Here is a 26,803-nt window from a genome sequence, read left to right on the forward strand (position 1 = left end):
GGACGGGCCACGGACTGAAATGGCCCGACCCGCCCACCCGACGGGGCGGCTGTCAGCCCGCGTCGAAGTACGACGTCTCCAGCAGGTCGTGAACCGCCTTGGCGTGCACGCGGAACGACCGCCCCACCCGCACCGCGGGCAGTTCGCCGTTGTGGACCAGTCGATAAACGGTCATCTTGCTCACCCGCATGAGGCTGGCCACCTCGGCGACGGTGAGAAATTGAGCTCGGGGGGCCTGGCCTTCGCCAGCTCCGCCGGCAGCGGCGTCACGCGCCGGCTTACCGGAATCGCGCCCCGATGGCCCGTTCATAGACGTCATCGCAACCCAATCCATCAGGCACGCCGACGTCAGCGGCTTCCCCACCGCTGACGCAGAAGCGTGCATACACGAGGAGAATAGCGTGGCAGGTGGGGTTATTGCGACGGGTGTGGACGAATCCGTTGGAAATTCATTAACTACTCTGATGTAATTCCTAGCTGCTCAGAGCGTGTTTTCGCAGCTGACACCGCATCCGCGACCGCCGCGCGCAGCCCCCCGCGCTCCAGTTCCCGCAGCCCAGCGGCAGTGGTTCCGCCAGGCGACGTGACCTGTGCTCGCAGCTGCGCCGCGCTGGTGTCGACCACGGTGTCGTCGCCCTGCTTCTGCGCGTCCATGCGCTGCAGCAGCATCGCGGCCGAGCCGTCCATCGTCTGGACCACCAGATCGGTGGCGACCTCGCGAGGCAGACCCTCGGCTACGCCGGCGTCGACGAGCGCCTCGATCATCAGGAAGAAGTACGCGGGCCCGGACCCCGATACCGCGGTCACGACGTCCATCTGACTCTCCGGAACCTCGAGCACGCCGCCGACGGCCTTGAATATCGCGGCCACCTCCTTGACCTGCTCGGGGGTCGCGAACCTGCCGGGGGCCATCGCGCTCACGCCCGCACCGACCAGCGCGGGCGTATTCGGCATCACCCGAACCACCGGCGCACCGGCGGGCAGCTTCGCCTCGTAGTAGGCCGTGCTGACGCCGGCGGCCACGGAGACGAAAACCTGCTCGGCGCTGTTGTTCTCGGCCTGCGTCGCGCCCTCGGCGATGTCGACCAGGGCCGTCGCCACGTCCGACGGCTTGACGGCGATCACGATGTAGGTCGCGTTCTCCGCCGCGTCGGCGACCGACGTCTGCAGCACCGAGTACTTCTCCGACAGGAACCTCGCCCGCTCCGGGTTCTTCTCGGCGACGGCGATGTCCTTCGCCTGCCGCCCCGCTCGCAGGAGCCCGGAAAGCAGTGCCTCCCCGATGCTTCCACCACCGATGATCGCGATTCTCGCCACGCGCCAAGCATTGCACGACGGCTCCGGTTCGGACGGGCGGCTCCGGTTGAATCGACGCCTCGGGCGTCAGGCGGGGGCGGGCACCAACGCCAACTGCCGCGACTGCACGATGATGCGACCCTCACAGTCCACGACGACGTGATCCTCGTCGAACCACTCCTGGCCGATCTGTGTCGTCGTCGCGATCACCCGCAGCCACCCGTCGGCCGGAATGCCGCGTAGATACGCCGTCAGCTGCACCGTGGGCGCCCACCCGAACCTGTTCACCCCGAACGTCACCGGAGCCGACACGTCGCCGCACAGCAGTGCGAACAGCACGTCCGGGGCGCCCTCCCTCGGCCGGACCCAGTACTCGATCATCGGCGGCCCACCGTCGGCCCTGGGCGCCATGGTCGACAGCGACGGCCGGATGTCACAGCCGTGGGCCAGGTGCACGATGTCGGCCATCGGATGCCCCGGCCCGATCGGCTCCAGGCCGGGCGGCGGATCCGGCGTCATGAGGTTGATCACCGGGTTGACCGATAGCAGCGGATCCGTGTGGCCCTCGGGTTGCGCGAGCGTGATCACCGCGCGGACGGCGGTCTTCTCACGCTGGTTGAGTTCGACGTCGACCAGGTTCACCCGGCGGCCTCGCTTGCGGACCGTGCAGACCACCCGCAGGGCGCCGGGGTCGGGCGCCCACAGGAAGCTGCCCGACACCGCGATCGGTTCGACGCCGGGCTGAGCTCCATCGATCCCCCGGTCGCTGCGCTCCTGCCCGCCGAGCGACGCTCTGGCCGCCTTCGCCATCAGCGCCAGCATCGCGCCGCCGTGCACCTTCTCGCCGATGGTCCAGTGCTCGTTGAGGACGCCTTCGAAGACCGCGTACGTGGTACCGTCCCGCTCCTCGGCCGACACCTCGGTCAGCGCCATCGCGTCGTCGAATCGGGTCGAGTTCATAGCTCCCCTCCGTGATTTCGCCACTAACGCAACAGGTGGGCTCGAGCGAACTCGAGCGATTCGACGAGCAGTTCCTCGCGTTCGGCGGCGTTGCGCGCCCGCGAGGTGGTGACCTCCAGGATCACGTGGCCCGCGAAATCGCTGGCGGCCAGCATCTGACAGATCTCGACGGCCGGCTGCGAGCCGCGGCCGGGCACCAGGTGTTCGTCGGTGGACGCGCCGCTGCCGTCGCACAGGTGCAGGTGCACCAACCCGTCGCCCATCCGCTGCGCCATCTCGATGGCGTCGGTGCCCGCGGTCGCCGAATGCGACAGGTCGAGGGTGTAGTGCGCGTGCCCGCCGTCGAGCGGGTCGTACGACGGCGCGAACGCCGAGATGGCCGGGCCGGGGCTGCCGCCGCGTTTCCGCATCCGCTCGATCGACGGCTGCCCGGTGCCCCAGATCCGGTCCGCGCGGAACGGGAACATGTTCTCCACGGCGACCATGACGTCGCTGCTCGACTCGAGCTCGGCCACTTGATCGCCGAACCCCTCCGCGTACCGGCGCTGCCACCGGAACGGCGGATGCACGACGACGGTCTGGGCGCCCAGTTCCTCGGCGGCGCGCACGCTGCGCTCCAGCTTGGGGATGGGGTTGGCGCCCCACACGCGCTGCGAGATCAGCAGGCAGGGCGCGTGCACGCTGAGCACCGGCACGTCGTAGTCGGCCGACAGCTTCGCGATGGCCTTGACGTCCTGGCTGGCCGCTTCGGCCCACACCATCAGCTCGACGCCGTCGTACCCGAGGCGCGCCGCGTACTCGAAAGCAGCCTCGGTCCGCAGGGGATAGACCGAGGCCGTCGACAGACCGACCTTGATAGCAGGGCGCACTGAGGAGATATCTTGGCGCGTCAGTGCGACTGCAGCAGCGCCAGGGGTCCGAACGCGACCAGCGCCCCGACCGCCACCGCGATCAGCGTGCTGGCGATGTCCTCGGTCCTGCGCACCACCCGCACCCCCGCGACCAGGCCGAGGATGACGAGCACGGCCAGTACCAGAGCCACGATCGTGTTCCACTTCCACAGCAGGTCGAAGGCGATGAAGAGGCCGGCGCCGAAGGCCACGGCGAGGATGCACTGCACGACCACCCAGACGCCGCGCAGGAACGCCGATCCGGTGTGCGCCTCGGTGTCGATGTCGTCGCCGTCGCGCCGCGGGTCCTCACCGAGGTCGATGTCCTCCGGCGTGGGAGCGGCCTTCCGACGGGCCAGATCGTCGGCCATCGACTGGCCGCCGCCGAACAGCGTGTCGGCACTCGAATGCAGATACGACGGGACGCCGGACGTGTCCGACTCGTCCAGCGCCTCGTCGTCGGCCTCCGTGTCGAAGTCCAGCGAGTTGAGATCGAGTTCGGGTCGGTCGTCGTCCACGTCGCCGAGCGGGTCGGGGCTCATGCCCTCGGCACCGCCGGCGGGCGCGGAGAAGCCGGGGGGCGACGCCGCCTTGGGCCGACGCGGCGGCGGCGGCGCGAACTCCACGGGTGCGTCGTCGGCGTCGCGCAACTCGAGGAAGGCCTCGTAGTCGTCCTCGGCGGCGGTCACCGGTTCGGCGGTTACGACCTGCTCCTCGGCCTCGGCGACCTCCTCGGCCTCGGCGACGGGCGGCTCGGCCTCGTCAACCGACTCGGCCTCGTCAACCGACTCGGCCTCGTCTACCTGCTCGGCCTCGTCTTCCTGCTCGATCGACTCGACGGTATCGGCTTGCGGCGCAACGCCGTTCGTCGCGGGCTCCGGCTCGGGTTCAGGCTCGGGCTCGGGCGCCGGCTCCGCTTTGGGCGCGGGCGTGTCATCGGTGATGATCGGGATCTCGCCGGTGAGTTCGGCGACGGTCACCGAGTCGGTGTTGCCGCGGCGGCGACGGCGTCGGCCGCCGACGGGCGGAGCGCCGATGCTGCCGTTGCGGGCGAGCAATTCGGCGACCGAGATCGGCCGTGTGCTGGTGTGGTCTTCTGAATCTGTCATGGTCTGTTGCCTCTGGCCCTTGGCAAGCCGGCCGATGCCTGAACCAACGCGGTTCCGTCGGCCTCACTGTCGAGTTTCCGCAAAATCAACCCCTCCCGCAACGCCCATGGGCAAATGTCCACGGTATCGATGGAGAGGGCTTTCATACTCGCTTCAGCTACCAAGGCGCCCGCCACGATCTGTGGCGCCCGCTCAGCGCTCACCCCTTCCAACTCGGCTCGGTCCGCCGCGGTCATCCTAGAGATGAAGGCTATGAGCTGCCTTAGACCCGCAGCTGTCAGTGTCCTCTTCACACGGGGTCCAGCGCCGGAAGGCGCCGCACCGGTGAGTCGCGCCAGCGACCGGAACGTCTTCGACGTCGCGACGGTCAGGTCCGGGGCACCCGCATCCAGCACCTTCTTGCCCGCATCCGCCATCTCGGTGGCCAGCCAGTCCCGCAGCATCGCGACACGACGCCGTCCCGGCGGGTCCTCGGGCAGCCATTCCCTGGTGAGCCTGCCCGCGCCGAGCGGCAGCGACAGCGCCACCTCGGGCTCCTCGTCGACGCCGCTGGACAGCTCCAGCGATCCGCCGCCGATGTCGATGTTGATGATGCGGCCCGCACTCCAGCCGTACCACCGCCGCACGGCCAGGAACGTGAGCCGCGATTCGTCGACCCCGGACAGCACGCGCAGCGCCACGCCGGTCTCCGACTTCACTCTGGCCAGCACGTCCTCGGAGTTGGTCGCGTCGCGAACGGCCGACGTAGCGAACGCCATCAACTCGGCGCAGCCCGAACTGGTGGCGATCTTGGCGAACTCGTCCACGGTGTCGACCAGTTTGTCGGCACCCTTGCGGGTCAGCTTTCCGGAGCCGTCGATCGCCTCGGCGAGGCGCAGGGACGCCTTGGTCGAACTCATCGGAGTCGGATGACCGCCACGCCGCGCATCCACCACAAGTAGATGCACCGTGTTGCTGCCCACATCGAGCACGCCCAATCGCACGCAACCCACGGTAACGGGTCTACCGTTGTCTTCCGTGAGCGCATCGCACCCTGGCGAAGTGGAACTCGACTTCGCGCGCGAATGGGTCGAGTTCTACGACCCCGAGAACCCCGAGCACCTGATCGCGGCGGACATGACGTGGCTGCTGTCGCGGTGGACGTGCGTATTCGGTACGCCCGCCTGCCAGGGCACCGTCGAGAACAGACCCGACGACGGCTGCTGCAGCCACGGCGCGTTCATGTCGGACGACGACGACATCGCGAAGCTCGACGACTCGGTCAAGCAGCTCACCGACGAGGACTGGCAGTATCGCGAGAAGGGCCTCGGCCGCAAGGGCTACCTCGAGATGGACGAGTACGACGGCAAGCCGAACTACCGGACCCGGAAGTACAAGGGCGCGTGCATCTTCCTGAACCGTCCGGGGTTCGCCGGCGGCATCGGGTGCGCACTTCACAGCAAGGCGCTCAAGCTCGGCGTCGAGCCGCTGACCATGAAACCCGAGGTGTGCTGGCAGCTGCCGATCCGCCGGACCCAGGAGTGGGTCACCCGGCCGGACGACACCCAGATCCTGCGCACGGTGATCACCGAGTACGACCGGCGCGGCTGGGGTGAGGGCGGCGCCGACCTGCACTGGTACTGCACCGGCGATCCGGCGACGCACATCGGGGCGCGTCAGGTGTGGCAGTCGTACGGACCGGAGCTCACCGAACTCCTCGGCGAGAAGGCCTACGCCGAACTCGCCGCACTGTGCAGGCAACGCAGCTCGCTGGGGCTCATCGCCATCCACCCCGCGACCCGCGCGGCGCAGTAACCGGCTCAGCTCGAGACCGGCAGGATGAACCGCGGGTCCGCAGCGCGTCGGATCGCGGGCGCGACGGGCCGACCCTCGAGCAGCCCGTCGACCGAGCCCTGCTCGATTGCCCTGCGGTAGATCGGCATCGCGTCGCGGACGGCGGCCACGGTCAGGTCGACGTCGACGGCTCCGTGTGCGGCCGAGGTGACGAACGACTGGCCAAGCACGCCCCGGCGCAGCAGCTCCTGCAGGAACAGCGTCCGATAGGCCTGAGACGGTTGGCGATCCGGCCCGCGGGTGCTGAACACCATGCACGACGCGCGGCCCGTGACGTCGACGAAGTCTCCCATCCCCGCCTCGGCGACGACCTCGCCGACGCCGTGTGCGAGCAGCCGGCCCGCGTGCTCCATCCGGCCGACGGGATCGCCGGTGCGATACGCGTGCACGACGGCGCGGAACGCCGCGAGCGACGCCGTCTCCGGGCCGTGCGTCGTCGACAGCAGGAAGACGCGGTCGCGGTCGGTTCGCAACCCGCCGAGTTCCATGTACTCGCGCTTTCCCGCGAGTGCCGACAGTGGGAAGCCGTTGGCCATCGCCTTGCCCCAGCAGGACAGGTCCGGCGCCACGCCGTACACCGCCTGCGCCCCGCCCGACGACCATCGGAAGCCCGTGATCATCTCGTCGAACACCAGCAGCGTCCCGTGCGAATCGCACAGCGCGCGAACGCCTTCCAGGAATCCGGGCGCGGGTTCGGCGGTGCCGGTGGCGGCCTCCAAGATCACACACGCGACGTCGTCGGCCGCCAGCGCGGCTCGCACCGAGTCGAGGTCGTTGTAGGTGAAGCGCACGGTCGAGGCGACGGCCGACGCGGGAATGCCGCTGTTCATCTCGGTCGTGCCGATGAACCAGTCGTCGGTGGAGAAGAACGGCTGCCGGCAGGCTGCGACCTTCTCGCGACCGGTGACCGCGCGAGCCAGCTTCACCGCGGCGGTGGTGACGTCGGAGCCGTTCTTGGCGAACTTCACCATGTCGGCGGCGGGCACCAGCCCCAGGAAGTCCTCTGCCGCAGCGAGTTCCAGCGCCGACGGCCTGCTGAAGTTGACACCGTCGACGATCGTGCGGGTGACCGCGTCGATCACCGGACCGTAGCCGTGCCCCAGCGTGACCGAACGCAGCCCCATGCCGTACTCGACGTAGACGTTGCCGTCGACGTCCCACACCCGGCAGCCGCTGCCGCGTGCGATGACCGGGGGCATGAACTCCGGATACTGGTCGGCACCTCGGGCGTAGGTGTGCGCCCCACCGGGCACCACCTCGTGCAGACGGTTCTGCAGTTCGCGGGACCGCTCGAACGACGGCTCCGTCACGGTGCGCCCGCCGGAACGAGGACCCGCTCCCCGTGCGCCTCGAGAGGCGTCGCGCGCGGCGGCGCCTGCGCCGGATGAGCCGCGAGCAGTCCGAGGGTGATCACCAGCAGCACGGTGAACTGGGGCGTGGAGAAGGTGTTGTCGATCGAGGACCAGAAGACGAATGCGGCGCCGAAGGCCGCGATGACCCACCGCACCGTGCCGCGCTGCGCACGCGCCGCCGCGTAGAACGCGGCGAGCATCGCCACGAGCAGTCCGATCAGGAGGAATATCCCGCCATCCAGCACCAGGTGAATGTACTCGTTGTGCGGTGCCACGAACTGCTTCTGCACATGCGGAGGTGCGTACAACTCGACGGCCACGGTGGCGAAGCCCAAACCCTTTCCGGTGTACGGGTTCTGGCTCGCCAAGCGAAAGAAGAACTCCCACGCCTGGTCCCGGCCGGACGTGTTGAACGCGCCCTCGTAGCTGTTTCCCATACTGCGCCGGATCAGTTCGGGCAGCGCCACCACCATCGCGACGATGCCGATCCCCGACAGCAGCCACGCCGTGCTGCGGGCGCGTCGGGAGACCCTGCGATTCACCAGCAGGGCGTGCACGATGAAGGCCAGCACCATGGCGGCGCCCACGACGAGTGCGCCTCGGGTCGCGGTGGCGACCAGGATCACCAGGTTCAGTCCGACCCACAGGTAGGTGCGGGGATTGCGATCCACCCCCCGCATGCTCACCAGGCAGAGCCCCGAAGCGATGCCGACGAGCGCGAGCATCGCCAGGTGCGCGGGGATCGACGCACCCTGCAGGCGCGGCACCCCGCTGTCCTCGTCGACGCGCAGCACCGTCGAGATCCCGGCGATCTGGAGGACGACACCGGCACCCACGCACCACAGCGGCAGCGTGCCGAGGAACCCCAGGCCGCGCGACAGCCCGATGCGGCGCCAGTCGACGAACAGGAACAGCCAGGGCAGCGCGTACCCGAGCAGCGCGCGCAGGGCCAACTCATCGGTGACGTCGATCGCACCGCCGATGTTCAGGATCGACACCAGGCCCGCCGCTGAGATTGCCGCGAGCGCGATGCCGCCGATCGCCGACCAGCGCAGACCCGCCGTGATCGCCAGGCACATCAGCGCCAACAGCAGCAGGGTCTTCTGCACGGCGTCGCCGTTCGGCAGCGGATTACCAAGAGCGTCAACGAATATCGACGGCGAGACCACGATCACCAGCAGTGGGGCGAGCTGCCACCTGCCGTTCGGGAACAGCACCGCGACCAACGTCAACGCCAGCACTGCCACGACCGCGAGGAACCGCGGATCCACGGCGACCGCCGCACCGACACCCACTGCCAACCCGACGGCCAGAGCCGCTGGAATCACACTACGAATGCGTATCAAATCGCCACCCAACCCCGGTTCATCCGGCTGGGGGCGTCCCAGCCGTTAACATGTCGCTCTGGTGACACGGGCGTCGTGCCCGGTGCCGATCGGCGCGCCCACAGCGTGTTCGGATTCGACACGAGACCGAAGGAACCCGCGTGACCGAAGCCTCCTCCGACGCCGATCCGTCGCGCCGGGACGACGCCCCGCAGCGCACGTCGCTCCGACGTCGCGGCCTGCTCACCGCGGCGGTCGTCGGCGCGGGTGTCGCGGCTACGGCCACCGCCTGTCAGAAGCCGGCCACGGTTCAGGTCTCCGTCAGCGCCCGCAGCATTCAGCCCGAACTGTCGGGCTCGGCCGACGCGAAAGCCAACACCGACGCACTCGACAACGCCATCACCGAGTCGACGAAGACGGGAGCCGACGTGGTGCTCCCCGGTGGCGAGTTCGGCTTCAACGGCATGACCCTGCCCACCGCGGGCGGCGTGAGCGTGCGCGGCGCGGGTCGCGGCGTCACGGTGCTGCGCAACGAGAGCGGTGACCCGGCGGTGACGGCGCACGGCGTGCCCGGCGGCACCGAGTGGATGGCGGACTGGGAGCTGACCGGCCTCAGCATCACCAGTGCGAGGCGTCAGCCGGATCAGGTCGCGCTCAGCGTCACACTCGCGCACCGCTTCTCGGTGCGTGATGTGACCGTCACGGGATACGGCATCGGCGTGCGACACGAGTCGGGCTGGGACTGCGGCTACGACGGCGTCAGCGTCACGGAGTGCGGAACCGGCTGGCGGTTCCCCACTACCGATTTCGCCCCGTCGTCGCCGGTCGGCCTGCGCAACTGCAGCGCGGTCGAGTGTGACGTCGCGGTGCTCGTCGACAACGCGCTCGAGACCATGGAGTGGGTCGGCGGCGATTTCTCGCAGTGCGGCCGGGGGGTGCTGCTGTTCGGCAACGACAGCAGGTCGCTGTCGTTTCACGGGGTGAACTTCGAGCGGATCCGCGGCGAGGACATCGTGGTCGGTGATGCGAAGACGGGACCCGCGGCGATCACGTTCAGCGGCTGCCGGTTCCTGCGGACGGCGAAGGGACCGGTGTCGGTCCGCTTCGTACGCGGCGACGGCCTGACCTTCACCAGTTCCCGGTGGACGCAGTACGGGACCGCGGTCGAGCAGGGGCCGGATTCCGGCAGGCTCGTCGTCAACGCCAGTTCCGGCTTCGAGGTCGACCGATTCATCACCTCGGCGGGCCGAACCCAACCCGAGGGTGTGTTCAACGCGAGCAAGGGCCAGTTCTCCCTGGCGCTCGCCCTCGACGAGCCGTCGGTGCTGCCCGCGATCGTCGGCGCCGAGGGGGTCGCCACCAAGGTGCTCTCCGGACCCGGCAGGCGCAGCGCGAGTGACCGCGACTTCGCGATTCCGCCGGTCGTCGGCAGCACCGCGGTACTGCGCGATACGACGGACGGATCCGTTCGGCACGCGATTCGGGGCGTGACCGGCTGGTTCGTGTCCGCGCCGTACACGCCACCGACGCCGCCGCCTTCCCCGCGTCGCTGACGCGGTGCGGCAACCGCAGTCGCCGGGCGAGAGACGCCGCAGATAGTCAACGGTCACCTCCCACCCCTCTCCTGACATGGACCGGGGCGGATTTCGTGCTGCCCAGCGCCCGGCACGGCACCAGATTTCTGAAGAACTGTTTCCGCACCATATCAAAAGTTTGCTAGAAACACGTATGCCAGCGGAAGTACGAGACCACTCCGGTGGGCTGGATCACAAGAAAAATACTCTTCCCCCGATTTACGGAACGTGCGGGATGGTGTAGAAAGATCCGTTAGATGCACTGCGAAGTGGCCCGAACCGGAGGGATTCAAGCCATGGGATCTTCCAAGACACAGTCAAACGGCGTCACTGGCGCCCCGGCCGAGGCTCTGAAGCGGTACACCACTTCACACTCTGAATTAATTTGCAGGTAAATAATGCAGCAAATGGGATCACTGGATACAGACGTGACAGACTTCAAAGAGCCGAGCCTCGGCGACCTCGCCACCGCACGGGAGTGCGTCCTCATCGGCGGGCTGCCCTTCGAGGTAACCGACATGGACAGGGCGGTTGACGACGTCATCGCCGTGGCCAGCGCGCCCGTCAGCTCGAGCTTGACCGTGCGGCTGTCCAACGCCTACTGCGTCGCATTGGCCAGCAAAGACGCCGAGTACCGCAGCCTCTTCCAGGGGCCCGGACTGACCTTCCCCGACGGTGCGCCGGTGGCCTGGGCCATGCGCAGCCGGGCACGTGATCCCGAGAAGACCGGCCGCGTCCGCGGGCCGTCGTTCTTCGTCGAGGTACTCGACCGCGGCCGCGAGGCCGGCCTGCGACACTTCATGCTCGGCGCCACCGACGACACCCTCACCAAGCTCGCCGACGAGGCCGGCCAGCGTTACCCCGGTCTGCACATCGTCGACTCCTACGCTCCGCCGTTCGGCCCCGTCGAGGAGACCATCGACGACGCGTGCGTCGATCGGATCGCCAAGGCCAGGCCCGACATCGTCTGGATCGGGATGGGCACCCCCAAGCAGGACTTCGCCGCGGCAAGGCTCGCCGAGCGGCTCCCCGGCGTTTACATCGGGGTGGGCGCGGCATTCGACTTCGTGGCGGGCTCGGTTCGCGAGGCCCCGGCGTGGGTGCAGAGATCCGGCTTCGAGTGGTTCTACCGGCTCTGCTCCGAGCCGAAGCGGCTGTGGCGCCGCTACCTGTTCGGCAATGCGAGGTTCATCCTGGCGGTGCTGCGTGGACACTGATCGCGATCAGGGACGTGAAACGTCTTGGGGATCGCCGGTTCTCAGTGTTCTGCTGCCCGCCTACAACGCAGCGGGCACCGTCCGTGCCGCTGCGGAAAGCGTGCTCAACGGCACTTCTGCCGCGCTAGAGCTCATCATCGTCGACGACGGCAGCACGGACGGCACCCGTGCTGCCGTCGTCGACCTCGCAGCGGACCCGCGGGTGCGCGTCATCTCGCGTCCGAACAAGGGGCTGTCCGCGTCGCTCAACGAGGCCATCGCCTACGCGTCGGCTCCGTTCATCGCGCGGATGGACGCCGACGACATCAGCATGCCGGACCGATTCGAGGCGCAGCTGGCGTTCCTCGCCGACCACCCCGACGTCGTCATGGTCGGCGGGCAGATCCGCCGGGTCATCAACGGGCAGGCCGAATCCACGTCCCAACTCCCGCTCGAGCACGACGACATCGTCACCGCTCTCCTGCGGGGTCAGCACGCGATCTGCCATCCCACCGTCGTGATCCGGCGCTCCGCGCTCGACCTCGTCGGCGGGTACTGGGATTACGGGGTCGGTGAGGACTGGGACATGTACCTGCGCATGGCCGAGGTCGGCAAGCTCGCGAACCTCGATCAGCACGTCCTCGACTACACCTTCGCCGACAGCGGCATCAACGCGACGAGCATGATCACCCTGCGCGTGAACATCGCGCTCGCCGTGCGCAATCACTACCGGCGCACGTGCGGACTCGACACCCTCGAGCCGCAGGCGTTCGTCAACGACCTCACCATGCCCACGCGCATGAAGATCCGCGCCGAGAGCCTCAGCCTCGGCCTCTACCGCAAGTCCCTTCTCGCAGGCGCCTCGAACAAGGTCGCCAAATCCGTACTACTGGCCGGTGCCGCGGCCAGTTGGCCGCCCTTCGCGGTTCGACGGCTCAGGCAGGCTGCGCACACGACGTGAACGCGCAGTTCGCCTCGATCCTGTCGGCGCGCATCCTCGCGAACGTGCTGCAGGCGATCAACGTCATCGTGCTCGCGCGGGCGGTCTCGCCCTCCGACATCGGCATGACGTCGGCGATCATCGGGTTCTGCATGGTGCTCTTCACGATCACCGACTTCGGGCTGTCGACGCTCATCTCCAAGTCGTACGCCCGCGAGGACCACGTCATGGTGGCGTCGGCACTGCGCTGGACCACCATCACGACGTGGGTGTTCGGGCTGTCGGCGCTCGGCGTCGGGCTCGGGCTGTCGGCCCTGCACCTGATTCCCCTGTCGATGACCGCACTGATCCTCTCGGTGGCCGTTGACCGCTGCGTCGAGTACCGACTGTCGGTCCCCATCGCGGCCGAGTCGAAAGCCGTTCCGGCATCGTCGATTCTGCTGCGGCGCGGGGTCCAGTTCATCGTGTTCGTCGGGTTCGTCATCGCCGGCGTCGCGGCGCTCTGGGCGTACGCGCTGGCGCAGCTTCTCGGCGCGCTGGTCGGGTACCTGCAGAGCACGTACTTCCTGCGAACCAGGGTCGTGAAGGTCGAGAACCGGCTGCCGTGGCGGACGGTGCTGAAGAACTCGTACGCGTTCTTCGTCAACAGCGTGACCGCACAGATCTCCACCCTCGACACGTTCCTGGTGTCGGTGTTCTCGGGTGCGCACAGTGCCGGGTTGTACGCCGCGGCCTCCCGCGTCACCAGCCCGCTGATCCTCATCCCCGGCACCCTGGCCTCGACCGTGCTGCCCCCGGCGGCACGGGCGACCGCGAGCCAGGCCCGCCGCGTCGGCGTCCGGCTGATCCTGCTGGTGCCTGCGATCCTGCTGCTGGCGGGCCCCGTCGGCTACTTCGTCGCCGAGCCGCTGTGCCAGCTGCTCTACGGACCCGAGTACCGCCCCGCGGGCCTGACGCTGACGGTGCTCTTCATCGGAATCCCCTTCGCCGTGCTGGCCGCCGCCCTCGGCGCGATCCTGCAGGCGCAGGGAGGCGAGCAGTTCGTCGCCAAGGTGGGCGTCGGTTTCGCCGTCGTCTTCGTGTCCGCCATCGGAGTCGGCGGTCACCTCTACGGGTCCGTCGGTGCCGCCATCGGTGGCTGTACCGCGATGGCCCTCAACTGTGTGCCCCTCGTAGTCAGGGTTCTACGACTGGAAGATCCGCCCGAGATCGTCGACCTCGACGGCCTCGGTGGTGCCGAGCTGACGCCCACCAGGGCGTCGGCGGATTGATTAGGAAGAGTGCCGAAGATGACCATGCACGCCAAGGAAGAAAGTAGGGACCGCCAACTCGTCCCGCCGTCGCCGACCTCACTCGGCGACGACGGAACCAGTCAGGCCGGTCTCGTCGACTTCGCTCGACTGGTGGCCCGTCGTTGGCCCGTCATCATCGCCGCCATGCTGCTGGGCCTACTCGGCGCGGGCGCGGTGTCAGCGGCCACGCCGCCCGAATACCGCAGCTCCACAAGGGTTCTCGTCGGGACGTGCGCGGAGGGGTCGATCGAACAGGCCTACCAGTGCGGCATGTTCACCAAGGACCGCGCACTGTCGTACGCGGCCCTGGTGACGAGCGACGTCCTCGCCCAGCGGGTGGTCGACGACCTTCAGCTGGGTCAGCCGGCCGGCGAGGTCGCCAGCAAGATCACCGCGACCGCCGAGCCGGAGACCGCGCTCATCGAGATCACGGTCACCGACCGCAGTCCCGACGAGGCTCGCCGGATGGCCGACTCCGCAGCGCGCCAGTTCGTCCAGATGGTCGCCGAGGTCGAGCTGCGCAACACCGGACAGACCAACAACCCGTTCACCAACCTCACCGTCGTCGAGGCCGCCAAGGAGGCATCCAAGACCGGCTCGAGCACCCCGGTGAACCTGCTGTTCGGTGCGTTCGCCGGCCTCGTCATCGGCGTGCTCGGCGCCATCGTGCGCGATCGCCTCGACTCCACGGTGCACACCCCGGACGACGTCGAAGGCGCAGGCGTTCCGGTGCTCTGCGAGCCGCCGAACCGCGCGACCACCGCGTGGGTGGACGGCGACGACCGCGTCGAGGCGTTCCGCCGACTGCGCATGTCGGTCGGCGGACCCGGCAGCGTGCTCACCGTCGTCGGAGTCGACTCCCAGGAGGCGGCGTTCTCGGCGGCCGTCGATCTCAGCCGCGCCGCGGGTGAGGCGGGGAGCAGGCTGCTGCTGGTGAACGCCGACATGCGGACCGGGCAGACCTTCGGCACGGTGCCGTCGAGCCACCACGGACTGGCCGACCTGCTGCGCGAACCGGAGACGACGATCTCGATCGCCGAACGGCTGCCCACCTGGAACAGCCCGGCGATCCACATCCTGGGCGCGGGCGTCGTGCCGGCCGGTACCACCGCGACCGCGCTGCTGGCATCGGGCCACCTGCCGAAGGTGCTCGAGTCGCTTCGTGGCGAGTTCGACCTCGTCGTGGTGTACGCCGCTCCGGTGCTGAAGGCCGCCGACGCCGCGATCGTCAGCGCCGCCTCGGACGGTGCACTGCTCGTGGTCGAAGCGGGGGGAACCGCGAAGGACGACGTCGAGAAGTCGCTCAGCACGCTGCGCGGCACCGGCGCCCACGTGCTCGGTGCCATCCTGACCACCCGCCGACGCGCGGCACGGATCAAGACCGGTGCCGGTAAATGAGATTGCCATGAGGAGGGGGATTCTGATGGAGAGGCCTGCACGAGGCACACCCGCTGTGTCGCTGTGCATCCCGGCCTACCAGGCTGAGAAGCACCTGCGCGAGACGCTGAACGCGGCGTTCGCGCAGACCTATGAGGACATGGAGATAGTCGTTCTCGACAACAACACGACCGACGGAACGCGGCGCATCCTGGAGGAGGCCGACGACCCGCGGCTACGCGTCGAGCGCAACGACGAAACGCTCTCGATGCCGGACAACTGGAACCGCGTCGTCGAGATGTGCCGCGCACCGTTGGTCAAGCTGCTGTGCGCCGACGATCTGATCGACGAGAACTGCGTCGCCGATCAGGTGAAGATCCTGGAGAGCAATCAGGACGTCGCGCTGGTGTCGTGCAAGACCGATCTGATCGACGACGTCGGCAAGCCGCTGCGCAGGTCGACGGGTCTGCGCAGGCTGACCGGGAGGCACAGCGGCCGCACCGTGGTCCGGCACGTCGTCCGCAGCGGCGGCAACCCGATCGGCCCTTCCGCGGCGGTCACGTTCCGCCGCAAGGACTTTCAGGCCGTCGGCGGGTTCCGCGGCGATCTGCTGTATCCGATGGAACTCGAACTGTGGACACGTCTGCTGCAGAAGGGCGACTTCGTCGGGATGCCGGATCAGCTGGCGGCCTTCCGCATCAGCGCCGAGACGGCGACCGCGCTGACGTCGGCCAAATCGCAGTTCGGCCAGCAGGTCGAGCTCAGCAGGCGGATCGTTCGCGAGAGCGGTTGGCGGGTCGGGTGGGCCGACGTCATGATCGGCTGGGTCGGCGCGGTGACGATGCAGGCCCGCCGCAGCGTCGTGATCAGCCGGTCGGCGTGGCGATCCAGTCGTCGGTCACCCAGCGACCCGCAAGCGCCGGCAACCGGGCAGACACCTCCGGCAACAGGTCGGACAGCGTAAGCACGACTCGATCGGGTCCGGCGGCGACCAGCTCGTCGGGCGAGATGATCGAGATATCGGTGCCCGGCATGCGCCTGCCCTGTTTGGCAGCCGACGCGTCCGCGACGGCCCCGACCAGGCGGTGATCAAGCCCCGCCAGCGCGAAGAGCGCAACCGCCCGCGACGCGGCACCGTACGCGAAAACCCTTAAGCCGGAGGCGCTCTGCCTCTCCAGATACGACCGCAGGGCCGCGGCCTGCCCGTCCGCGGCGGCCTGCAGCTGCGCCACCGTCGCCGGCTCGGTCATCGCGGCGTCGTCCGCGCACATCTGCTCGATCACGGCCTCGGTGGGCCGCGGGTCGTCGGCGTGAACGGCCGCCACCAGCGTCGTGCCCCCATACAGGTCGAACTGCCACGCCGTCGCGGCGCGCATCCCGGCATCCGCCAGCAGCCGTTGCAGCGCCGGTAGCGAGTAGTAGGCGAAGTGACCGTGCCGCAACGCGTTCCACTGCCCCTGCTCGACGATGGCGGCCAACGAGTGATACTGCAGAAGCAGGACACCGCCCCGCGCAGTCGCCTCCGCCCGCGCCGCGAATGCGGCTCGCTGATCGGGCTCGTGCATGATGCCGAAGCAGTCGAGCACGATGTCGGCGGAGGCGACGAGCTGGCCGGAATCGGCGGTCGTGCGGTCGGTCGTCACGTCGCACTGTTCCAGAAGCTCCAGCCAGCTGCCGCCGTGCGGGCTGCCGAACTCCCGCACCGTCTCGCCGGTCAGCCAGCCCGACGCGGCGACGCGGGCGACGGCGTCACGTGCCTGGTCCTTGAGCGCCTGCGGTTCGACACCGCGCGGCTCCTCGGTCACCGTGTCGTCGTCGGCGAGCTGGGCCAGACCGCATGTCCCGCAGAGGTCCATCGCCAGCGGGTGGGTCGACTCGTCGGCGTGCACCGGCTGCTCGGCGGGCGGGAAGTAGTCGGCGGCGGGCACCGCCCCGAGGTCCAGCGCCCGGTGCAGGGTGGCGGCTCCGCAGGCGCGGCACGTCATGGGACCATCTCCTGATGCGTATCGAGCAGGCCAGGCTGGCCGGCGTCGCGGTGCTGACGCCCGAACCGTTCCGCGACGATCGCGGGCTGTTCACGCGGACGTTCGACGCGAACCTCTTCGACGAGTGGATCGGCGTTCCCGGCACGTCGGCGTCGTTCGTCCAGGACTCCCAGTCGCGTTCGGCGAAAGCGGTGATCCGCGGCATGCACGGCCGGGGCGGCCGCGGTGAGGCGAAGCTGGTGCGGTGCGCTCACGGCGCCGTGCTCGACGTTCTCGTCGACGCGCGGCCGGGGTCGCCGACGTTCGGTGAGCACGAGGCGTTCACCCTCGACGACAACGCCTTTCGGCATCTGTACGTGCCGCCGGGGCTGCTGCACGGTTTCCAGGCGCTCACCGACACCGCGGACGTCTGCTACCGCATCGACCGTCCGCACGACGCCAGCGAGGATCTCGCCGTCCGGTACGACGACCCCGACGTGGGCATCGACTGGCCGTTGCCCGCGGGCGTGGTGTCCGCGCGGGACAGCGCGGCGGGCAGTTGGGCGGACCTTCTCACACGGTTGCGCTGACACGGCGCATCGTCTCGTCCAAAGCGCCCGAGGACCGCAGTGCCTCGAGCCGGGCCAGTCGGGTGAAGCGCTGCTCGAAGTCGCTGCGGCTCAATCCGAGTGCCGTGTACCCGGCGTATAGTTCAGCCGCGCCCTCGGGCACCGTCCAGATGGCCTCGAAGCCGAGTTCGGCACGCGCCCTGGCGAAGTCGACGCGATAGGACCTCGGGTCCGCTCCGCTCTCCCCGGTGATGAGCAGTTCGACACCCGGTACGGTCGAACAGACCGCGTCGGCGATCTGCGCCACCGTGAGGTTGTTGGTCTCGCTGCCGATGTTGTACGCCCGGCACGACACGATCTCGGCGGGGGCATCCAGACACACGGTGAATGCGCGGGCGATGTCGATGGCGTGCACCAGCGGGCGCCACGGCGTGCCGTCGGACAACACGCGCACCACGCCGGTGAGGACCGCGTGACCCACCAGGTTGTTGAGCACGATGTCGGCGCGCAGTCGCGGCGAATAGCCGAAGGCCGTTGCGTTGCGCAGGAACACGGGCACGAAACCGGCGTCGGCCAGCTCGGCCACGTCCCCCTCGACGCGCACCTTGCTGATCGCGTACGGCGTGATCGGGTGCAGCTCGGCGTCCTCGTCGACCAGTCCGTCACCCGCTGCGCCGTACACCGAACACGTCGACGCGTACAGGAATCGGGAGACGCCGGCCTCCTTGGCCAGCCTCGCCAGCCGAACCGACGCGTGGTGGTTGATGTCGAACGTGAGGTCGGGCGCCAGCGCTCCCAGCGGGTCGTTCGACAACGCCGCGAGGTGGATCACCGCGTCGAATCCGCACAACTGCTCGACCGTCACGTCGCGCAGGTCGACGCCCAGGTTGGGCGGGTCGTCGGGGGTGGGGCCCAGCACGCAGTCGGCGAAGTAGCCGTTGTCCAAGCCGACCACGTCGTGACCGGCTTCCCGCAGCATCGGCACCATCACGGTGCCGAGATAGCCCAGATGACCGGTGACCAGAACGCGTTTACTCATCTCCACCTCCGAAACTCATGACCATCTTGTCCGCGACGAACGCCTCGGCGTGCGGACTGCGGCACTGGACACCGCGAAGCCTGGACAACCCGAGGAACGACAGGTCGTCGAACCAGTCGCGCCCCAGTTGCGACGGGTAGTGCGTGTGCAGCAGCTTGACCTTCTCCTCCGCGGTGGCCGCGTCCAGCGGGGAGTACACGTTCGGCACCGGGGTGTCGGTCTCCCACTTGAGGATCTCGTAACCAAGCGTCAGGTGATCGCGGAACTCGGTGGGCACCAACTCGGCCAGCGTTCGATGATCCTGGTGGGCGTCGCGGGGCTGCGTGGTGAACACCACGTCGGGGTCGCAGGTTGCGCGAAACGTCCTCAGCGCGTCCTTGATTCGATCCCAGTGCTGCGGTGCACGGCCATCGGGCAGATCACCGACCGTGACGGCCAATTCGGCGTCCGGGCAGAACGCCGCCAGCGCGCTTCGCTCCTCGGCCTCCCGCGGCGTGCCACCGCCACTGAGCACCAGCGCGTGCACCCGCAGTCCGCGCCTGCGCCGGCACAGCGTCAGCAGCGTGCCGCCCATCCCGATCGCGATGTCGTCGCAGTGCGCACCCAGCACGGCGATCTCGGTGAGATCGCCGGTACGCAACCCGATCACGACGAGGCGAGCGAAGCGACGGGGGATGGGTCGGCGACCGGTTCCTTGGCGTGCTCCCACAGCATCCACGGCCGGTCGCCGCGCTTGTACGCGTTCTCGATGTCCGCGCGCTCCTTGAACGTGTCCGCCGGCTTCCAGAACCCGAGGTGCTTGTGCCCGTGGAGCTTGCCCTGGCTCGCCAGCTTGCCGCAGACGTCCTCGACCAGATCGCAGTCCTCGGTGAGCATGTCGAGCACGTCGCCCGACAGCACGAAGTAGCCGCCGTTCTCCCAGATGGGCAGATGCGACACCGGCGTGATGCCCGTGACGTTGCCGGAGTCCTCGATGTCCACGCAGTGAAACGACGACTGCGGCGGCACGATCAGCATCGAGGCCTTCGCGCCGGATTCCCTGACCTCGTCGATGATGTCGTTCATCGGGGCGTCGGTCAGCACGTCGGAGTAGTTGGCCAGGAAGTACTCCTCGCCTTCGACGTACTGCTTGACCCGGCGCAGGCGCTCGCCGATCGGCGACTCGGGACCGGTGTCGACGAACGTGATCGACCAGTCGCTGATGTCGGTCTGCAGCATTTCCACCTGACCGCCGCGGATCACGAAGTCGTTGGACGCCGACTCCTGGTAGTTCAGGAAGTAGTTCTTGATGTGCGTGGCGCCGTAGCCGAGGCAGAGGATGAAGTCCTTGTGTCCGAAGTGCGCGTAGTAGCGCATCACGTGCCAGATCAACGGCCGCGACCCGATCATCTGCATGGGCTTGGGGATCGTGTCGTCGTCCCCGTTGCGCATGCGCATTCCGTAACCGCCGCAGAACAATACGACCTTCATCGGATCTTCCCTTCACCCGGATTGCCGTCGCCTGGACGGATGACGTGTAGTTCGGGGAGCGGGTAGGCCAGCTGGGCGCCCCACTCCGCTGTGTAGGCCAGCTGTTCGGTGATCTCGGTTTCGAGATTCCACGGCAGGACGACGATGACGTCGGGCCGGTCCTTGTCGAGCCGGTCCACCGGATGGATCGGCAGGCGGACGCCCGGCGTGAACATGCCGTGCTTGTACGGATTCCGGTCGACGAGGTACTCGATGAGGTCGGTGCGGATACCGCAGTAGTTCAGCAGCGTGTTGCCCTTGCCCGGCGCCCCGTAGCCGACGACCCGCTTGCCCTCGGCGCGGCAGTCGAGCAGGAAGCGCAGCAGATCGCGGCGCCGACGGTCGACCCTGGCCTGCATGCCGACGTAGCCGGTGACGTCGTGCAACCCGGCGTCGGACTCCGCGGCCAGCGTGTCGACGAGGCGCGCGGTGGGCACGCCTGCGACGGCCTCCGGTCGGGCCCACACGCGGATCGACCCGCCGTGCGTGTCGAGCAGTTCGACGTCGACCACCTTGAGCCCCGCGGTCGCCAGCGCCGTCGCCGCCGACGCGACGGTGTAGTACTGGAAGTGCTCGTGGTAGACCGTGTCGAACTGGGCGAGTTCAATCAGGTTCAGCGCGTGATGCACCTCGATCGACACCCAGCCGTCGTCCGCCACCAGCCCGCGCAGCCCCCTGGTGAACCCGAGCACGTCGGGGATGTGGGCGTAGACGTTGTTGGCGACGACCAGATCGGCGGGGCCGTGCTCGGCGCGCACGGCGGCGGCGGTCTCCTCGTCGAGGAACGCGGTCAGCGTCGGTACGCCCCGCTCCCGCGCCGCGGCGCCCACGTTGACCGAGGGCTCGATGCCCAGGCAGCGGATGCCGGCGTCGGTGACGTGCTTGAGAAGGTAACCGTCGTTGCTGGCGACTTCGACGACAAACGAGTTACCGCCGAGGCCGAGCCGGTCGACGGCGTCGGTGACGAAGTCGCCAGCGTGCTTCACCCAACTGTCGGAGAACGACGAGAAGTAGGCGTACTCGGTGAACGTCTCCTCCGGCGTGATGAGCGCCGGAATCTGCAGCAGCAGGCATTCCTCGCAGACCCGAAGATGCAGTGGATACGTGGGTTCTACCAGGTCCAATGCCTCGGCGGTCAGGACCTTCTCGCAGGGTGGGGTGGCCCCGAGGTCCAGCACGCTCACCAGGCGGTCGGATTCACACACACGGCACGGCATCGGCGGGCTCTTTCCCGTTGTCCACGAACGCGGACACCGGCACGGTCCACGCGAGAGCACGCGGCCGGAACTGCCAACACAGAAGCCTGCACGCGTAGCTGCGCGGTCAGACTAACAAGTTCTGGCTAAGTTCGCGAGAGTTGCTAGATTTGCACTCTCAGGAACTTTTTCGAGTCAGCCCTCCAGCTTGTAGCCCAACCCGCGCACGGTGACGAGATGAACGGGATTGGCGGGGTCGGCTTCGATCTTGCTGCGCAGTCGCTTGACGTGAACGTCCAGCGTCTTGGTGTCGCCGACGTAGTCCGCCCCCCACACCCGATCGATCAGCTGGCCGCGCGTCAGGACCCGCCCGCTGTTGCGCATCAGGTACTCCAGGAGGTCGAACTCCTTGAGCGGCAACGTAATCTGCTCACCGTTGACGGAAACGATGTGTCGTTCGACGTCCATCCGAACCGGCCCGGCCTCGAGCACCCCGTCCGCGATGTTCGCGTCGTCGTTGTCCGCGCCGCGGCGCAGCACCGCACGGATGCGAGCGATGAGCTCGCGCGCCGAGTAGGGCTTGGTGACGTAGTCGTCGGCGCCGAGCTCCAGGCCGACCACCTTGTCGATCTCACTGTCCCGCGCCGTGACCATGATCACAGGCACGCTCGAACGAGACCGCAACTGTTTGCAGACGTCGGTTCCGCTCATTCCGGGGAGCATCAGGTCGAGCAGGACGATGTCGGCGCCGGCGCGCTCGAACTCCGCGAGTGCCGAGGGGCCGTCGGCGACGACCGTGGCCTCGAAACCCTCCTTGCGCAGCAGGAAGGCGAGAGGGTCCGCGAGGGATTCCTCGTCTTCGACGATCAGCACACTGGTCATTGAGGGGTTGCCTCCTTGTAGTCCGATTCGTCATCGGTATCCGGATAAGCCGGGATCGACAGTGTGAAGGTCGACCCGGTGCCCGGCTGACTCCACAGCCGGATGGTCCCGTTGTGATTGGCCGCGACGTGCTTGACGATGGCCAATCCGAGTCCCGTGCCGCCGGTGGCTCGGGAGCGCGCCTTATCGGCGCGGAAAAACCGCTCGAACACCCGCTCCTGGTCGGCGCGGGCGATGCCGATACCGCGGTCGGTGACCGCGATCTCGATGTTGTCGCCCCGGCGCCGTCTGCTGATCGACACCGGGGAACCGTTGGGCGAGTAGGCGATTGCGTTGGCCACCAGGTTGGCCAGCGCGGTGACGAGCAGTGACTGGTCGCCGAGGACGCGGTAGCCCGTCGGCGCGTCGGTCGTGATGCCGATGTCGGCGTTGTCGGCGGCCACCTTGTAGCGCGACAGCGCCTCGGCCACCACGGTGTCGACGTCGACGGCCTCGAGGTCGGGCAGCGGCTCGGCGCCCTGCAGCCGGGACAGCTCGATGAGCTCGCCCACCATGTTCGCGAGTCGCTTCGACTCGATCAGCATCTTGTCGGCGAAGCGGCTGACGGTCTCCGGGTCGTCGGTCGACGCCTGCAGCGCCTCTGCGAGCACGCCCATGGCGCCGACCGGCGTCTTGAGCTCGTGGCTCACGTTCGCGACGAAGTCCCGTCGGGTGGCCTCCATCCGGGCGTGCTCGGACTGGTCGTCGACGAAGAGCACCGCGAAGCGGCCGTCCTCCTCGGTGAGCAGTCGAACGTGGCCGCGCACCGAGATGCCGGACCGCCCGGAGCGCCCCGGCCGCGTCGGCACCAGGTCGAATTCGGAGTCCGCACCGGTGTTCAGCGTGCGCTGCGCAGCGGCCCAGGCGCGGTCGTCGAGCAACCTGTCACCGACCAGACCCAGCTCGCGCGCCCGGTCGTTGAGGTAGACGACGTCACGGAAGGTGTCGACCACGGCGATGCCCACCGGCGACAGCGACACGACGTGTTGCAGCATCTGCGAGATCGTGATGCCGTCCTGCTCGACGGAGCGGCGCTGACGTCTCTCGGTGAGGCGCGGGCTGAGCACGATTCCAGCGGCGACGCCGAGCGCCAGCGCGAGAATCGCCACGACTGCCGTCAGCAGCAGTGCGGACCACACACTCACGGGCGAATCGTACGTTTCCGGTGAACGTCATCCCAGCAGCGTGCGGCCATTTCGGTACAAGTCACACATCCAAACACAGGAGTTTGGTCCGTGTTCACCGGAGTTCACCCGCTGTTCGTCTATGCGGGGGCATGTCCCGTCGCTTCGCTCGCTGCAGGGACATATCCCGTCTCAGTGCTTGGTGCCCTGGGCGGCCACAGCAGCGGCGCCCGTGGCCGCGGCATCGGGGTCGAGGTAGACCCCACCGGGCACCGTGGGCTTCAGGTCCGCGTCGAGGTCGTACTGGAGCGGGATCCCCGTCGGGATGTTCAGCCCCACCACGTCCTCGTCGGACATCCCGTCGAGGTACTTGACCAGAGCGCGCAGCGAGTTGCCGTGCGCGGCGATCATCACGGTCTTGCCCGCGGCCAGGTCGGGAACGATCGTCTGCTCGAAGTAGGGGACGAACCGCGCGACGACGTCGGCGAGGCACTCGGTGAGCGGGCCGCCGCCGATGTCGGCGTAGCGCGGATCGGTGTCCTGGCTGAACTCACTGCCCTTCTCGATGGGCGGCGGCGGGGTGTCGTAGCTGCGACGCCACGCCATGAACTGCTCCTCGCCGTACTTCTCCTTGGTGGCGGCCTTGTCCAGGCCCTGCAGCGCGCCGTAGTGCCGCTCGTTGAGACGCCAGTCGCGATGCACCGGGATCCAGTGCCGGTCGGCCTTGTCGAGTGCCAGGTTCGCGGTGTTGATCGCCCTGCGCAGCAGCGACGTGTACAGCACGTCGGGCAGCACGCCCTGCTCCTTGAGCAGCACACCGCCGCGGGCGGCTTCCGCCCTGCCCTTGTCGGTGAGGTCGACGTCCACCCAACCCGTGAACAGATTCAGCGCGTTCCATTCGCTCTCGCCGTGACGGAGCAGCACCAGCGTCGCCATGAGCCCATCCTTTCACGGCGTCCGAACGGGTGCGGGGCAACGTCGAACCGAGCCGATACTGCCAGCCGTCGCTCAATTGCTGCCGACGGAAATGTAACGCCTGACCTGCTTGCTTACACCACCAGACAACGACAAACAGTCGCAAGGAAAGAGGACCATCATGAAGAAGTTCGGAATCACCACCGCCATCGCCACCGGTTTCGCGGCCGCCCTGTTCGGCCTCGCCGCCCCGGCCAACGCGGACGTCACCCACCACCAGTGGATCAGCGACATCCAGCAGCAGGCGACGGTCGGCTCGGCCCAGTCGACCTTCGGCAACGGCCGCTGACGCACCCCACGAAGAAGGGGCACCCGGAAACGGGTGCCCCTTCTTCGTGCTCCGGCTCAGTCCTGTTCGTCCTCGACGAGGTGCTGGAACGCCTGCAGGTTCTTGAGCGACTCGCCGCGCTTCACCCGCCACTTCCACTCCTTCTGGATGGACGAGCGGAAACCGAGTTCCAGCAGCGCGTTGAAATCCCGGTCGACGGCGTCGACGACCTGGCCGAAGATGCGGTCCAGTTCGTCTGCCGTGACCGACTCCAGCGACATCCGGCCGATCAGGTAGATGTCGCCGAGGTTGTCCAGCGTGTAGGCGAGCCCGTACAGCTTGCGGTTGCGCCTCAGCAGGTAGCGGTAGACACCCTCGTGGTTCTCCTCGGGGTTGCGGCAGACGAACCCCTCGATGCGCACCCCGTGCACGCTGACGGTGAAGACGGTGTTGGTGATGAACCGGCGCTCGGCGGGCACCGCGACGACGATGCCCGGAAGCCCGTTGCGCTCGCTGTCGTGCAGGGCGTAATCGAGTTCCGCTTCCTTGACAGCGCTTTCGATGAGCCGGTGCGCCTCCTCGGCGGCCGCGGAGATCATGCGCGATCCGCCTTCGGCTCCTCGCTGGAGATCACGCGCGCACTCCCCGCCGCAGCGAGAACCTGCGAGCCCGGCGCGGTGGCACGTCGGCGCGCTGGTGGCGGGCGCGGTAGTCGGTGATTGCGTGGGCGTAGCTCGCGAGTAGCGCGTCGACGGTGTGCGCCCAGGAGAACGTCGCGGCGTGCGCATGGGCCGCGGCGCTCATGGTCTGCGGGCCGCGCTCGAACACTCCGGCGATCGCCGCCGCCCAGTCGTCGGGATCGTGTCCGTCGACGAGGACGCCGCTGACACCGTCCTTCACCGCGACCGGCAAGCCGCCCACCGCGGCGGCCACGACGGGCGTGCCGCACGCCTGCGCCTCCACCGCGACCAGCCCGAAGGACTCCGCGTAACTCGGCACCGCGACGACATCGGCGGCTCGGTAGACCTGCACCAACTGGTCGCGGGTCTGGGGCGGTAGGAACGTCACGCGGTCGCTGATACCCAGATCGTCGGCGAGTCGAACAAGCGCGTCGGGATTGGCCAGCCCGCTGCCCGACGGGCCACCCGCGATCACGACCCGCACGTCGGGCAACTTCGCCGCGGCACGCAGGAGCACATCGGGCGCCTTGAGCGGTTGGATGCGCCCGATGAACGCCACCACCTGCTCGCCGGGGTCGAGCCCGAGGGCCCGTCGCGCGGCCGTTCGGTCGCCGGGGGTGAACGTCTCGAGGTCGACGCCCGGGTGCGCGACGTCGATGCGCTCCGCGTCGGCGCGATGCAGCGAAACCAGTTGGTGCGCTTCGTATTCGGTGTTGACGATCAGCCGGTCGGCCTCGTCGACGACCTGCTGCTCGCCGACCGACCGCAGCGGTGGCTCAGGCGGGTCCCCCTCGGCCAGCGACGCGTTCTTAACGGCGGCGAGGGTGTGTGCGGTGTGCACCAGCGGCACCGCCCAGCGGTCGCGCGCCAGCCAGCCGACCTGACCGGACAACCAGTAGTGCGAGTGGACGACGTCGTAGTAGCCGGGCTCGTGCGTCGCCTCGGCCCGCAGCACGCCCGCGGTGAACGCGCACAGCTGCGTCGGCAGGTCGTTCTTGTCGAGCCCCTCGAAGGGGCCCGCCACGATGTTGCGCACCAGCACGCCGGGCGCCACCTGGACGACGGGTTCGTCCGCCGACGTCGTCGCCCTGGTGAAGATCTCGACGTCGACGCCGCGGCGCGCCAGCTCCAGTGCGGTCTGCAGCACGTAGACGTTCATCCCGCCGGCGTCGCCGGTACCGGGTTGAGCCAGCGGCGAGGTGTGGACGGACAAGACGGCAACGCGCACGTACGCCATCCTTGCACGTCGGCCAACTCGCGATTTCGGCGTGCTATTCGGATCTCAGTCCGGTGTGAAGTCTCAGGACATCGCGTACAGGGGTATGTCTCGGGACATCGCGTACACCTGATCGGGCTGGGTGGATCCAGAGTGGTTCATGGCCCAGAAGGTGACGGCGATGGATACGCGTGCGTT

The 26,803-nt window shown here is 68.4% G+C and carries 27 protein-coding genes; 9 read left to right on the top strand and 18 right to left on the bottom strand.

From position 1 onward, the window contains the following. Positions 1 to 52: 52 nt before the first annotated feature. From NM203_RS18960 to NM203_RS18985, 6 genes are all read right to left on the bottom strand, one after another. Positions 53 to 319 (bottom strand): helix-turn-helix domain-containing protein, encoded by a 267-nt coding sequence (locus NM203_RS18960; protein WP_255061651.1) that lies wholly within the window; start codon positions 317 to 319, stop codon positions 53 to 55. 137 nt (positions 320 to 456) lie between these two features. Continuing rightward, the gene (gene proC, locus NM203_RS18965) at positions 457 to 1,317 is read right to left on the bottom strand and encodes a pyrroline-5-carboxylate reductase (protein ID WP_255061654.1); all 861 of its coding nucleotides are present in this window, start codon (positions 1,315 to 1,317) and stop codon (positions 457 to 459) included. A gap of 66 nt (positions 1,318 to 1,383) precedes the next feature. Next, complete coding sequence (locus NM203_RS18970) at positions 1,384 to 2,256, bottom strand: thioesterase family protein (protein WP_408633373.1); 873 nt, start codon at positions 2,254 to 2,256, stop codon at positions 1,384 to 1,386. Between the two features lie 23 nt (positions 2,257 to 2,279). Continuing rightward, positions 2,280 to 3,125: a sugar phosphate isomerase/epimerase family protein gene (locus NM203_RS18975; protein ID WP_255061655.1), complete on the bottom strand. Its 846-nt coding sequence runs from the start codon at positions 3,123 to 3,125 to the stop codon at positions 2,280 to 2,282. 20 nt (positions 3,126 to 3,145) lie between these two features. After that, positions 3,146 to 4,255 carry an Rv0497 family membrane protein gene (locus tag NM203_RS18980; protein WP_255061656.1) on the bottom strand — a complete coding sequence of 370 codons (1,110 nt, stop codon included), beginning with the start codon at positions 4,253 to 4,255 and terminating at the stop codon, positions 3,146 to 3,148. After that, a complete protein-coding gene (locus tag NM203_RS18985) occupies positions 4,252 to 5,238 on the bottom strand; it encodes a Ppx/GppA family phosphatase (RefSeq protein WP_255061658.1) in 987 nt (328 codons plus the stop codon). Before NM203_RS18985 ends, NM203_RS18980 begins: the two co-directional genes overlap by 4 nt. A gap of 34 nt (positions 5,239 to 5,272) precedes the next feature. Between NM203_RS18985 and NM203_RS18990 the strand changes: the two genes are divergently transcribed. Further along, positions 5,273 to 6,049: a DUF3109 family protein gene (locus NM203_RS18990; RefSeq protein ID WP_255061659.1), complete on the top strand. Its 777-nt coding sequence runs from the start codon at positions 5,273 to 5,275 to the stop codon at positions 6,047 to 6,049. Positions 6,050 to 6,054: 5 nt separating this feature from the next. Here the strand turns inward: NM203_RS18990 and NM203_RS18995 are convergent, their stop codons facing one another. Both NM203_RS18995 and NM203_RS33355 read right to left on the bottom strand, forming a co-directional pair. Next, the gene (locus NM203_RS18995) at positions 6,055 to 7,398 is read right to left on the bottom strand and encodes a glutamate-1-semialdehyde 2,1-aminomutase (protein WP_255061664.1); all 1,344 of its coding nucleotides are present in this window, start codon (positions 7,396 to 7,398) and stop codon (positions 6,055 to 6,057) included. Then, complete coding sequence (locus tag NM203_RS33355; protein WP_255061666.1) at positions 7,395 to 8,768, bottom strand: O-antigen ligase family protein; 1,374 nt, start codon at positions 8,766 to 8,768, stop codon at positions 7,395 to 7,397. Before NM203_RS33355 ends, NM203_RS18995 begins: the two co-directional genes overlap by 4 nt. Positions 8,769 to 8,926: 158 nt before the next feature. Here NM203_RS33355 and NM203_RS19005 point away from each other — a divergent pair, with 158 nt between their 5' ends. The 6 genes from NM203_RS19005 (at position 8,927) to NM203_RS19030 (ending at position 16,108) form a co-directional block, all read left to right on the top strand. After that, positions 8,927 to 10,318 carry a hypothetical protein gene (locus tag NM203_RS19005; RefSeq protein WP_255061669.1) on the top strand — a complete coding sequence of 464 codons (1,392 nt, stop codon included), beginning with the start codon at positions 8,927 to 8,929 and terminating at the stop codon, positions 10,316 to 10,318. 449 nt (positions 10,319 to 10,767) lie between these two features. Continuing rightward, on the top strand, positions 10,768 to 11,556 hold the full coding sequence (locus NM203_RS19010; RefSeq protein ID WP_255061671.1) for a WecB/TagA/CpsF family glycosyltransferase: 789 nt from the start codon (positions 10,768 to 10,770) through the stop codon (positions 11,554 to 11,556). Further along, on the top strand, positions 11,546 to 12,496 hold the full coding sequence (locus NM203_RS19015) for a glycosyltransferase family 2 protein (RefSeq protein WP_255061672.1): 951 nt from the start codon (positions 11,546 to 11,548) through the stop codon (positions 12,494 to 12,496). Before NM203_RS19010 ends, NM203_RS19015 begins: the two co-directional genes overlap by 11 nt. Further along, positions 12,493 to 13,746 (top strand): oligosaccharide flippase family protein, encoded by a 1,254-nt coding sequence (locus NM203_RS19020; RefSeq protein WP_255061673.1) that lies wholly within the window; start codon positions 12,493 to 12,495, stop codon positions 13,744 to 13,746. The genes NM203_RS19015 and NM203_RS19020 overlap by 4 nt, the downstream gene beginning before the upstream one ends. Positions 13,747 to 13,764: 18 nt before the next feature. Further along, a complete protein-coding gene (locus NM203_RS19025; RefSeq protein ID WP_255061679.1) occupies positions 13,765 to 15,165 on the top strand; it encodes a tyrosine-protein kinase domain-containing protein in 1,401 nt (466 codons plus the stop codon). A 25-nt stretch (positions 15,166 to 15,190) separates the two neighbouring features. Next, positions 15,191 to 16,108 (top strand): glycosyltransferase family 2 protein, encoded by a 918-nt coding sequence (locus NM203_RS19030; protein ID WP_255061680.1) that lies wholly within the window; start codon positions 15,191 to 15,193, stop codon positions 16,106 to 16,108. Here the strand turns inward: NM203_RS19030 and NM203_RS19035 are convergent. After that, a complete protein-coding gene (locus NM203_RS19035) occupies positions 16,011 to 17,129 on the bottom strand; it encodes a class I SAM-dependent methyltransferase (protein WP_255061683.1) in 1,119 nt (372 codons plus the stop codon). The two genes, NM203_RS19030 and NM203_RS19035, sit on opposite strands and share 98 nt — an antisense overlap. A gap of 14 nt (positions 17,130 to 17,143) precedes the next feature. Here NM203_RS19035 and NM203_RS19040 point away from each other — a divergent pair, with 14 nt between their 5' ends. Continuing rightward, a complete protein-coding gene (locus NM203_RS19040) occupies positions 17,144 to 17,698 on the top strand; it encodes a dTDP-4-dehydrorhamnose 3,5-epimerase family protein (RefSeq protein WP_255061686.1) in 555 nt (184 codons plus the stop codon). On the opposite strand, the gene NM203_RS19045 is transcribed toward NM203_RS19040, so the two are convergent. From NM203_RS19045 to NM203_RS19075, 7 genes are all read right to left on the bottom strand, one after another. Beyond that, positions 17,682 to 18,716 carry an NAD-dependent epimerase/dehydratase family protein gene (locus NM203_RS19045; RefSeq protein ID WP_255061688.1) on the bottom strand — a complete coding sequence of 345 codons (1,035 nt, stop codon included), beginning with the start codon at positions 18,714 to 18,716 and terminating at the stop codon, positions 17,682 to 17,684. The genes NM203_RS19040 and NM203_RS19045 overlap by 17 nt on opposite strands. Further along, on the bottom strand, positions 18,709 to 19,365 hold the full coding sequence (locus NM203_RS19050) for a PIG-L deacetylase family protein (protein ID WP_255061690.1): 657 nt from the start codon (positions 19,363 to 19,365) through the stop codon (positions 18,709 to 18,711). The genes NM203_RS19045 and NM203_RS19050 overlap by 8 nt, the downstream gene beginning before the upstream one ends. Beyond that, on the bottom strand, positions 19,362 to 20,186 hold the full coding sequence (locus tag NM203_RS19055; protein WP_255061693.1) for a glycosyltransferase family protein: 825 nt from the start codon (positions 20,184 to 20,186) through the stop codon (positions 19,362 to 19,364). The genes NM203_RS19050 and NM203_RS19055 overlap by 4 nt, the downstream gene beginning before the upstream one ends. Continuing rightward, on the bottom strand, positions 20,183 to 21,442 hold the full coding sequence (locus NM203_RS19060; RefSeq protein WP_255061695.1) for a class I SAM-dependent methyltransferase: 1,260 nt from the start codon (positions 21,440 to 21,442) through the stop codon (positions 20,183 to 20,185). The genes NM203_RS19055 and NM203_RS19060 overlap by 4 nt, the downstream gene beginning before the upstream one ends. Before the next feature lie 174 nt (positions 21,443 to 21,616). Beyond that, entirely contained in the window at positions 21,617 to 22,303 is a 687-nt protein-coding gene (gene regX, locus NM203_RS19065) for a two-component sensory transduction protein RegX (RefSeq protein WP_255061696.1), read from the bottom strand. After that, positions 22,300 to 23,487, bottom strand: a complete 1,188-nt coding sequence (locus tag NM203_RS19070) for a sensor histidine kinase (protein ID WP_255061698.1) — start codon at positions 23,485 to 23,487, stop codon at positions 22,300 to 22,302. The genes regX and NM203_RS19070 overlap by 4 nt, the downstream gene beginning before the upstream one ends. Before the next feature lie 171 nt (positions 23,488 to 23,658). Continuing rightward, the gene (locus NM203_RS19075) at positions 23,659 to 24,402 is read right to left on the bottom strand and encodes a phosphoglyceromutase (protein WP_255061699.1); all 744 of its coding nucleotides are present in this window, start codon (positions 24,400 to 24,402) and stop codon (positions 23,659 to 23,661) included. A 160-nt stretch (positions 24,403 to 24,562) separates the two neighbouring features. Between NM203_RS19075 and NM203_RS19080 the strand changes: the two genes are divergently transcribed. Further along, positions 24,563 to 24,730, top strand: coding sequence for a hypothetical protein (locus NM203_RS19080; protein WP_255061700.1), 168 nt, complete (start codon positions 24,563 to 24,565; stop codon positions 24,728 to 24,730). Positions 24,731 to 24,786: 56 nt separating this feature from the next. Here the strand turns inward: NM203_RS19080 and NM203_RS19085 are convergent, their stop codons facing one another. Continuing rightward, entirely contained in the window at positions 24,787 to 25,308 is a 522-nt protein-coding gene (locus tag NM203_RS19085) for a type III secretion system chaperone family protein (protein ID WP_255061701.1), read from the bottom strand. A 31-nt stretch (positions 25,309 to 25,339) separates the two neighbouring features. Then, positions 25,340 to 26,626, bottom strand: coding sequence for a D-inositol-3-phosphate glycosyltransferase (gene mshA / locus NM203_RS19090; protein WP_255061702.1), 1,287 nt, complete (start codon positions 26,624 to 26,626; stop codon positions 25,340 to 25,342). Positions 26,627 to 26,803 lie beyond the last annotated feature (177 nt).

This window comes from Mycolicibacterium arenosum, from assembly GCF_024320865.1.
Classification (GTDB): Bacteria; Actinomycetota; Actinomycetes; order Mycobacteriales; family Mycobacteriaceae; genus Mycobacterium; species Mycobacterium arenosum.